The organism is Synechococcus sp. R6-5 (assembly GCF_047461775.1).
Taxonomy (GTDB): Bacteria; Cyanobacteriota; Cyanobacteriia; order Thermostichales; family Thermostichaceae; genus Thermostichus.
In genome coordinates this window covers 1-8,855 of sequence record NZ_JANSHV010000211.1, presented here as the reverse complement: position 1 = coordinate 8,855, position 8,855 = coordinate 1, and the positions used below count along the sequence as shown (strand labels likewise).

Sequence of the window (8,855 nt, the reverse complement as noted above, 5' to 3'; positions counted from 1 at the left end):
GGTTTTGGGGGTTAGAGGCATGCTCTACCATCAGTACGAAGCTGCCCTGACGAGCAATGATGTGCCCACCCTGAACCGCCTGTTTTGGGATGGCCCCCAGGTGGTGCGCTTTGGTGTGGGGGAAAATCTCTACGGGGGAGACGAGATCAAGGCTTTTCGCCAACGGCGTCCTCCCACGAATTTGGCCCGCGAGATGCTGCGTTTGCAGGTAGTCACCTTTGGGGCGGATTGCGGCTCGGTCACCTTAGAGTTTCGCCGTCCGGTGAACGGGATCCCTCGCTTGGGCCGCCAAAGCCAGATGGGGTACAGGTTCCCCGATATCGGCTGGAAGATTGTCTCTGCCCACGTGTCGTTTTTGCCGGAAGATCAGGGGGAAATGCTGCGCAAAAGCTGCGGATCCACCTCGCCCACATAGGTATTCAAGCCAATGGCTGTGGCGATCAAAGCCCCATCCACCTCCACCCGCCGATACTGGGAGATGGCCTCTGCCAGGGGCACATCCACCACCCGCCGATTTTGCCAGGCCACCATGCGGTCGTATTTGCCTTGGGCGATCAAGTCCACAGCAGCCACCCCAAAGGCTGCTCCCAGCAGGCGATCCAGAGGAGAAGGCGTACCTCCCCGCTGCAGGTGGCCCAAAACCATAACCCGGGTTTCGATGCCGGTGCGCAGGGCGATCTCATTGCCGATGTAATGGCCAATGCCGCCGTAGAGAGACTGCCCCAGGCTGTTGGTGTGGGTCACCGGCTCCCCCGACTCGGTGCGAACCGCCTCTGCCACCACCACAATGCTGAAGTTATTGCCTCGCTCTTTGCGGTCGCGGATTCTTTTGCAGACATTCTCCAGCTTGTAGGGAATTTCCGGGATCAAAATCACATGCGCCCCCCCGGCAATGCCAGCGCTGATGGCAATGTGGCCAGCATCCCGCCCCATCACCTCCATGACCATGACTCGGCTGTGGCTGATGGCCGTGTAGGTGAGCTGATCTAGGGCTTCCACAGCCACGCTCAGAGCTGTGTTGAACCCCACCGAATACTCGGTGGCACCGACATCGTTGTCGATGGTCTTGGGGATCCCGACAAAGTTCCAATCCCCCTGCAGGGCCAGTTGCCGGAGAATGGCCAAGCTGCCATCCCCCCCCACCCCAATGAGGGCATCCAACCCAAGCCGGTGGTAGCCGGTGATCACTTCTGCCGAGCGATCCACCAAGCTGCCATCGGGCATAGGGTAGGCGAAGGGGTTGCCTTTGTTCACGGTGCCCAAGATGGTGCCGCCGTAGCGCAAAATGCCGGAAACCCGCTTCACATCCAGCAGCTCCGCCTCCACCGGTCGAGCCATGAGTCCTGCCGTCGCATCTTTGATGCCATAAACTTCCATATCGTAGTCGCGGGCCCGCCGCACCACTGCTCGAATCACAGCGTTGAGGCCGCCACAATCGCCGCCACTGGTGAGGATCCCGATTCGCTTACGTTTGGGCATAGAGCTCTAGTTAAAGAAAGGTGAACATCCTGAACAGAGATAAGGGTCTATATCGCTTGCAGAGAATCCCTACTCAATCGCAAACTACGGATGTGATCCAGTCGATCATTATCCCAATTATCTTGGTTCAATCAGCTCTGGAGAAACACCTTCTGGTTGGGGGAGTGCTGAAAAAGAAGAAATTGAGGGATCCATACAGCCCAGCAAGATCAGGTCAGCTTGCGTTCCCGGTGGGGTTTGGGGTTGGCGATCAAGCCCAGCCGTTAAGCATCCTTCACAAAAAGGATTAAGAAACATTGCTGCACAAGCTGCCGATTAGGAAAGACTTCTATATCTCTGAGGATAGATCTTTCCAAAAAAACTTGGGGGCAACAATCCACTCAAAAACTGAAATTATTTGTTAAGCAGGGATGATCAAGACCTGGTCAACCCGATGATAGGGATGAGGATAGAGATAAGGCATCCAGTCTGATTTGGGAGCAGTACCATGACTCAAACCATTGCCCAGTGTGCTCTACAAGGGGCCTCAGAGTTGCTCAGCCGCTACCGGCAGGGAGAGCGCCATTTTCCCCAGTCCTGCTTGGAGTATGCCTTTTTGAGGGGGGTCGATCTGCGAGGGGCCAATCTCGAGGGATCCGATTTGCATGGGGCTAACCTGCGCTACGCCAACCTGCGGGGCAGCAATCTGGCGAAGGCTGATCTGCGCTGTGCCGACCTGCGCTATGCCGACCTTGAGGGAGCCTGCTTGGAAGGGGCCAATTTGAGGGGATCCCTCTACAATCACAGCACCTGCTTCCCGGTGGGGTTTGATCCGGTGACGGCAGGGATGCAGCCCTTTGAATTTTGATTGGGGAAGGAGAGGGGATCCCTGAGCCCTCAGGCCAAGGGAAAGCGCTCCCGCAAATCTCGAATCACCGGAGCGGGCACCAGATGATCGATGGGGCCGCCCAGCTTGGCGACTTCCTTCACCAGGCTGCTGCTGACAAAACTGTGCTCGCTGGCGGTGGCAAGGAACAAGGTTTCCAGTTCGGGAGCCAGCAGCTTGTTGGTGTGGGCCATTTGCAGCTCCACATCGAAGTCCGACAAAACTCGCAAGCCGCGCACGATCACCTTTGCCCCCCGTTGGCGGGCATAGGCCACCGTCAGACCTGAAAACGTATCAACTTCAACATTTTTGAGATGGGCTGTGGACAGGCTAATCTGGGCTTGCCGCTGCTCTGGGCTGAACAGAGGGGTTTTGTTGGGGTTTTTCAAGACGGCGACGATTACCTTGGAAAAAAGACGGCTGGCCCGCTCGATAACATCGAGATGTCCAAGGGTAATCGGGTCAAAGCTGCCGGGGTAGAGGGCGATCATGGCCAACCTCGTGCTATTCCTCACCCTACCTGGTCTCGGGCCCAAGCCAAATAGGTTGTGCTCACTTGAGTGGCTGCCAGAGCCAGGATCTCGGGCTCAGCGTAGGGGTGCAGCTCTCGCAGCCGTTGTTCCAGGCGGGGATAGGCAGTTGCGGGCAATTTGAGCAGGATGAGGAACTCGGCATCGGTCTGCAGGGATCCCTGCCAGCGATAGTAGGACGTGATCCCGGGCAAGACCTGGGCACAGGCCACATAACGTTCGGCCACCAAGGTATGAGCCAAGCGATGGGCCTCGGCTTCGGATCCCACTGTGGTCATGACAACCGCGAGGGTATCGGGTGTGATCTTGTCGTCCATGCGGGGCAGTGGTTAACCAAGCGGTTCCTCCCTATCCTATCGCCCGCCAAGTTAGACGCTCCTAGCTCAACGGGGGCCTAGATTTGCCGAAATAGGGCCGCTTCTGGTGCCAGCGCCAGGCAGTTTGAATGATCTCGGCCAGGTCGGTGTAGAGAGGTTTCCAGTTGAGATCCCGAAAGATGGCACCGGCATCGCCCACCAAGCGCGGGGGATCCCCAGGTCGACGTGCTCCCATTTGCACCGGGATCCGCTTTCCGGTCACGGCTGCTGCGGTGGCAATGACCTCTTTGACGGAAAAGCCTTGGCCATTGCCCAGGTTGTAGGCTGCTGGTACGGGTCGGCCAGAGGCCAGCGCTTCTACCGCCAACACGTGGGCTTGAGCCAGGTCGGTGACGTGAATGTAGTCGCGGATACAGGTGCCATCGGGGGTATCGTAGTCATCTCCAAAAACCGTGATGTGAGGACGTTGGCCGCCGGCGGCCTCCAACACCAAGGGGATCAGGTGGGTTTCCGGGTCATGGGCCTCCCCAATTTCACCATCGGGATCGGCTCCGGCGGCATTGAAGTAGCGCAGGCTAATGGATCGGATCCCGTGGGCAACCTGGAAATCTTGCAAGATCTGCTCCACCATTAGCTTGCTCTGGCCGTAGGGGTTGATGGGACGTTGCGGATGACTTTCGGGAATGGGAATCCGCTCTGGCACCCCATAAGTGGCACAGGTGCTGGAGAACACCAGGTAAGGGATCCCGTGATCCCGCATGGCCTCCAACAAACTCAGGGATCCGGCCACGTTGTTGCGGTAGTATTTGCCGGGATCCTTGACCGACTCGCCCACATAGGCATATGCAGCAAAGTGAATCACCCCTTCCGGGCGATAGTGTTGGATGACTTGATCAAGCCGCTTCCGGTCGGCAAGATCCCCAATCTCCAACGGCCCCCAGCGAACTGCCCAGGGGTGCCCGTAAACCAAGTTGTCGTAAGTGATGGGCAGATGGCCAGAGGCCGCCAGAGCTTTGCAGGTGTGGCTGCCGATGTAGCCCGCCCCGCCGGTAACCAGGAGACGCATACGCCAGCTTAGATAGGGATCGCACACAGGATAAAGGCTGCCGACGGGATCCCTTCAAGCTCCAAAAGCTTCTTTGGCGGCGTACATGACCTCCACACTGATCTCGGTCAAGCCCCGTTCGCGGGCAAATTTTTCGGTGTTGCGTTTAACCTTGCCGCGCACAAAGCCGGGCACCTTGTTCAGCTCCGCCTGGGCTTCCCGCGTCCAGATGAGGTCGGAATCGGCGCTCAGGCTCTTGTGAATCACCTCCTTGGTGTCGTGGCCACCGAAGATCTCCAACAGGTGATCTTCCATGCCCAGGGTAAAGGAGTTGTAGATCAAGTCCACAATTTGGTTGGCGCCCTCGTAGCCCAAAAAGGGCCGGTAGCCGATAGGGAAATCCTGCACGTGGATGGGGGCCGAGATGACCCCACAAGGGATCCGCAGCCGTTTGCCCACATGCCGCTCCATCTGGGTGCCGAAAATCGCAGCAGGTTCCGCCTGGGCAATCGCATCCGCCACGCGGGTGTGATCCTCCGTCATCAAGATCTGATCGCAATACCCTCCCACCTCTGCCTGGAACCACTCCCCATCGTAGGTGCAATAGCTGCCCGCCCACACCACGTGGATCCCCATCTCGCGGGCCAGGATTTTGGTGATGGCCGCCGCGTGGGTGGAATCCCCGAAGACCACCGCTTTTTTGCCGGTTAGGTTTTGGCAGTCGATGGAGCGGGAAAACCAGGCCGCTTGGGAAATGTGCAGGGTTTGCTCCTGGATGTAGGCTTCATAATCGACAGGGATCCCTTGCTCATTCAGGATCTTCTGGATCTGGCGGATGAAGCGGGCCGTTTCCACCACCCCCATCGGGGTGATCTCAATGTAAGGCATGCCGAATTCCTGCTGCAGATAGCGAGCTGTCATCGGCCCCAGCTCCCGGTAGGGCACCACATTAAACCAAGCCCGCCCCAGGTGTTTGAGATCGTGGACACTGGCCCCTTGCGGGATCACCAGGTTGAGCTGGATCCCCAGATCCCGCAGCAGCACCTTCAGCTCCCGCAGATCATGGGCATTGTGAAACCCTAGGGTGGAAATGCCAAGGATGTTACAGGAAGGCCGCTCCGTCTTTTGGGGCAGGCCGTCTAACTCCCCGCTTTTGCGAGCTTTGGTGATATAGAACTCCACAATCTGCTGCAGGGTGCGATCCGCTGCCTGCAATTCGTTAACCCGGTAGTGGTTGACATCTGCCAGCATTACGTCGCAGCGACTGGCCAACTGGGCCTGCCGGACAAAGTGATGCAGATCTTCCTGCAAAATGCTGGAAGTGCAGGTGGGGGTGACGACGATCAAATCCGGCTGCTCCTCCCCGTCTTTGCGGACGATGTTGCGAATCACCTTTTCGTCGGATCCCCGCGCCAACACCTGCCGGTCAACGACGCTGGTGGTTACCGGAGTAAAATCCCGCTCTCGCTCCAACATGGAACGCATCACGTTGAAATAGTCGTCTCCCAGAGGAGCGTGCATGATGCTGTGAACGTTTTTGAAGGAGCTGGCCACCCGCAGCGTGCCGATATGGGCAGGGCCAGCGTACATCCAATAGGCCAATTTCATGGGCAGCCTCTCAAGAAAGCCAGAGACAAAATCAAGGATCCCAACCCACCGCCGGATGTGCACCTGCTGGGAATCTCTCCTGGCATTGTAGAACGCTCAGCAGCCGGCATCCCTTGGCTGTTATCCTCCGTAACTCCCAACCGAGACGCTCCCAAGCCAAACTCGATCAAAAGAAAAACAACCCTGCCAAGGCAAGTGTGATTACGGGGATCCCTCTACTCCGCCCAAAGGGCTTGTTCCATCCTAGAAATAGGAGCGATGGATACCCATCTGGCTCCAGAGCCCAAGCTGAGGAACTTCAGGGATCCTGACAGGGAATCGGCTGGTGGACAAGAGCAGAGGAGTTTTTGTATTTTTTGTTACATGTTAACTTTTGGAGACAAAACATGTAGCTCTACAACGTTGAGCAGAGATTCTTGTTTACAGAAGCAAGCTTTCCGTTGGAGAAGGCAGACTAACAGAGGGAAGAGAGATGGCTAATGTTTCCCTGAATACAAGCTCGACACAGAGAATTGTCGATGGCTAGTAATTTTGCGCGCCGTAACCGACCAAAGGCTGCTGCTTCTTCAAAGGTTGAGGTGAAAGCTTATGGGTTCCACAACGATTTCTTGGCAACGTGCTCGCAGAGCTCCTCAGGAGCTGACCGGTTCCATGACTTCTGTGCTTTTCAAGTCCACGGGTCGCCTGCGCGACTGGTTGCAGGCTCCGTTGCGTCCCATTCAATCGGCTATCGATAACTTCAGCATCCGCGATCCACGCTTGGCCCACTTCCTTTGCCAGTGGATCCCGGCCCGCTGCCCCTTTGAGCGAGATGTGGTGCTGTTTGGCCATAAGGTGATGCACATTCCGCCCATGTGTAAGCTCAACCCCCTCTACGACCAGGTGGCAGGGCTGCGCTTCCGGGCTTTGTCGTTTCTGGCGGAGCGAGGAGAAGACATTAGCCGTTACCTGTAAGGCAGCTTTTTCCACTAAATCTTTTTTCAAGGGATCCCTGGCCATCCAAAGCCTGCTGCCAAACTCCGGAGCGGATCCCATTAGAAGCGGGTCTCAAACTCGATGGAAATGACATTGTTGCCCTCGAGGTCGGTGCTGGCGCGGGTGAGGGTTTGCTCGTTGAGGCGGTAGCGGGCGCTGTAGCGGGTGGGCTGAAAGGGATCCGTTAGGTTGCGCTGCACCGAGATGGAAGTGGCTGGCCCCAGATCGCGGGCCACCTCCAGCGCTAGCCCTATCGAGGAGCGGTTGGCAGCGCGGGTATCGACCTGGGGGACGGGGCTAATGCGCACCTCGTCTAGGCCCAGGGTGTCCCGCAGCGTGTCCAGCACATCGTTGAGCAAGGCAGTTCCGGCCAGGCCGGCCACTCCCGCTTCGGGGTTGAGGCGGGCCAGAGCTGTGCCTCCCAGGAGGGCGACGATCTCTTCGGGGGAGCGGCTGGGGCTGCTGGAAAGGGCCAGAACCCCGTTGCGGGGATCCGCCTCAGCCAGCTGGCTGGCCCGCCCGTTGACCGTGGCGAAAATCTCGATGCTCTGCTGGGATCCCGGCAGGTTGCGGTTGGTGTCGAAGGGGGAGAGCTCTTGGGGAAAGCGATAGACCTCGATGGCCTGGGTCATCAAGCGCAGGTTCAGGAAGGGATCGAAGGGGTTGTCTAGGTCAAAAGTGGCGGTATTGGAGCGGGAGCGATCCAGGCGAAAGTTGGCAAGGGGCAGGTTGATGCGGCCTCGCTCTAGGGCAATGGTGCCCGCTGGGCGCAGATCCTGGGGAGTGCCAAACAGGCGCAAGGTGCCGGCAGCATTGAATTCAAACAGATTGGGACGCTGCACGCGGATCCCTGGCCCCAAGACCAGCTCCAGTCCGTTGAGCCGCGGCTGCCAGAAGGGATCCGGCGAAGTCGAGCCGGCGGCAGCTGTTGCGGCCTCAGGTTCTGCCCGGCGGGGGCTGACATCCACGATCCCTTGAGAAACCTCCAGCCGCCCCTCGAGCAAAGGTTGCAGAAGCAGCCCTCTGACAGCCACCTCGCCGTCCAGATGGCCAGTGTAGAGGTTGGGCAGGTTGAGCTGGATCCCTTGGAGTTGCAGAGTTAAGGGTGGCGAGGTTTCGTCCATCTGCAGGGCACCGCGAGAGTTGACGGGCAAAAAGCCTTCAGCCAAAAGGGATCCACCCCCCAACTGTCCCCGCAGCTCCTGGACTTGCAGCTGATTGAGGTTAAAGGCGATCTGGCCTGTGAGGTCGGTAATGGGCTCCGGCAGGGCTGCCAGCTTGAGGATCCCCGAGTTGACGCTCAAGTTCCCCTGCAGGCTGGGCTCTCGCAAGGTGCCGCGGATGGCCAGCTCCAGTTGGCTTTGGCCGCCTTCCCAGCGCACCTGGTCGGTGAGGAGATTGATCAAGCGCAGGCCGCCGTTCTCAGCCTGTAAGCTCAGGTCGATCTGATCCTCTTTGGCTTGAACTTCGGCGAAGGGCAAGGTGTAGGGCACCAAGCCGGCAATGCGGATTGGCTCGTCGCCGTTGGCGAGAAGAGTGCTCTTCAAGCGCAGTTGTCCTTGTTGGTAGTCGAATTGTCCCGCCACCTCCCGCAGGGGCACTTGGTTGATCTGGGCGTTGACCACTGTCAGGGATCCGCGGGCATGGGGATCCCGCAGGTTGCCGGCCAGCTCCACGTCCAGGTTGAGATCCCCCTGCAGCTCCAGCTCCTCTGGCAGGAAGCGGTCCAGCAAAGCCAGAGGCAATCCTTGGATTTGCAAGGATCCCGACTGTTCCTCTAGGCCCAGCTTGCCCACAAAAAGGGCTTGACGTTCGCCACTGCGCAACCGCAGCGGCTCCAACACCACTGCATCTCCAGCCAGGCTGCCCCTGGCAGTAAGGCTTTCAATGCCAAACTCCTCTGCCTGCCAATTCTGGCCCTCAAGGTAAAAGCTGACGCTAGGCCGGTTGAGGCTGCCGACCAGGCTAACGCTGGCTTGGAATTCCCCTCGCAGACTTGTGGGCGGCGGGAAAGTGCTCCGCACCGCTGACGCGAA

Annotated in this window: 9 protein-coding genes; 3 read left to right on the top strand and 6 right to left on the bottom strand. The window is 58.5% G+C overall.

Annotated features, from left to right (window positions below):
• Positions 1-415 (top strand): AtzH-like domain-containing protein (locus NW818_RS11030; protein ID WP_414424578.1); only part of this gene is annotated, 415 nt, incomplete at its 5' end.
• Here NW818_RS11030 and NW818_RS11025 read toward each other — a convergent pair.
• Positions 367-1,479: an ATP-dependent 6-phosphofructokinase gene (locus NW818_RS11025; protein ID WP_414332294.1), complete on the bottom strand. Its 1,113-nt coding sequence runs from the start codon at positions 1,477-1,479 to the stop codon at positions 367-369. The two genes, NW818_RS11030 and NW818_RS11025, sit on opposite strands and share 49 nt — an antisense overlap.
• A gap of 487 nt (positions 1,480-1,966) precedes the next feature.
• Here NW818_RS11025 and NW818_RS11020 point away from each other — a divergent pair, with 487 nt between their 5' ends.
• A complete protein-coding gene (locus tag NW818_RS11020) occupies positions 1,967-2,326 on the top strand; it encodes a pentapeptide repeat-containing protein (RefSeq protein ID WP_414350044.1) in 360 nt (119 codons plus the stop codon).
• 29 nt (positions 2,327-2,355) lie between these two features.
• Here NW818_RS11020 and coaD read toward each other — a convergent pair whose 3' ends face one another.
• From coaD to bchB, 4 genes are all read right to left on the bottom strand, one after another.
• Positions 2,356-2,835, bottom strand: coding sequence for a pantetheine-phosphate adenylyltransferase (coaD, locus tag NW818_RS11015; protein ID WP_011433776.1), 480 nt, complete (start codon positions 2,833-2,835; stop codon positions 2,356-2,358).
• 20 nt (positions 2,836-2,855) lie between these two features.
• Positions 2,856-3,191 (bottom strand): divalent-cation tolerance protein CutA, encoded by a 336-nt coding sequence (gene cutA, locus NW818_RS11010; protein WP_414424577.1) that lies wholly within the window; start codon positions 3,189-3,191, stop codon positions 2,856-2,858.
• A gap of 61 nt (positions 3,192-3,252) precedes the next feature.
• On the bottom strand, positions 3,253-4,257 hold the full coding sequence (galE, locus tag NW818_RS11005; RefSeq protein ID WP_414424576.1) for a UDP-glucose 4-epimerase GalE: 1,005 nt from the start codon (positions 4,255-4,257) through the stop codon (positions 3,253-3,255).
• A 54-nt stretch (positions 4,258-4,311) separates the two neighbouring features.
• Positions 4,312-5,844 (bottom strand): ferredoxin:protochlorophyllide reductase (ATP-dependent) subunit B, encoded by a 1,533-nt coding sequence (gene bchB, locus NW818_RS11000; protein ID WP_414424575.1) that lies wholly within the window; start codon positions 5,842-5,844, stop codon positions 4,312-4,314.
• A 651-nt stretch (positions 5,845-6,495) separates the two neighbouring features.
• Between bchB and NW818_RS10995 the strand changes: the two genes are divergently transcribed.
• Positions 6,496-6,798, top strand: coding sequence for a Mo-dependent nitrogenase C-terminal domain-containing protein (locus tag NW818_RS10995; RefSeq protein WP_414424574.1), 303 nt, complete (start codon positions 6,496-6,498; stop codon positions 6,796-6,798).
• Positions 6,799-6,878: 80 nt separating this feature from the next.
• Here NW818_RS10995 and NW818_RS10990 read toward each other — a convergent pair.
• Positions 6,879-8,855: translocation/assembly module TamB domain-containing protein (locus NW818_RS10990; RefSeq protein WP_414424573.1), on the bottom strand; the 1,977-nt coding region annotated here is incomplete at its 5' end.

Coding starts and splice junctions, on each gene's coding strand:
- galE (WP_414424576.1), bottom strand. CDS start 4,257: ATGCGTCTCCTGGTTACCGGCGGGGCGGGCTACATCGGCAGCCACACC.
- NW818_RS10995 (WP_414424574.1), top strand. CDS start 6,496: ATGACTTCTGTGCTTTTCAAGTCCACGGGTCGCCTGCGCGACTGGTTG.
- NW818_RS11025 (WP_414332294.1), bottom strand. CDS start 1,479: ATGCCCAAACGTAAGCGAATCGGGATCCTCACCAGTGGCGGCGATTGT.
- cutA (WP_414424577.1), bottom strand. CDS start 3,191: ATGGACGACAAGATCACACCCGATACCCTCGCGGTTGTCATGACCACA.
- NW818_RS11020 (WP_414350044.1), top strand. CDS start 1,967: ATGACTCAAACCATTGCCCAGTGTGCTCTACAAGGGGCCTCAGAGTTG.
- coaD (WP_011433776.1), bottom strand. CDS start 2,835: ATGATCGCCCTCTACCCCGGCAGCTTTGACCCGATTACCCTTGGACAT.
- bchB (WP_414424575.1), bottom strand. CDS start 5,844: ATGAAATTGGCCTATTGGATGTACGCTGGCCCTGCCCATATCGGCACG.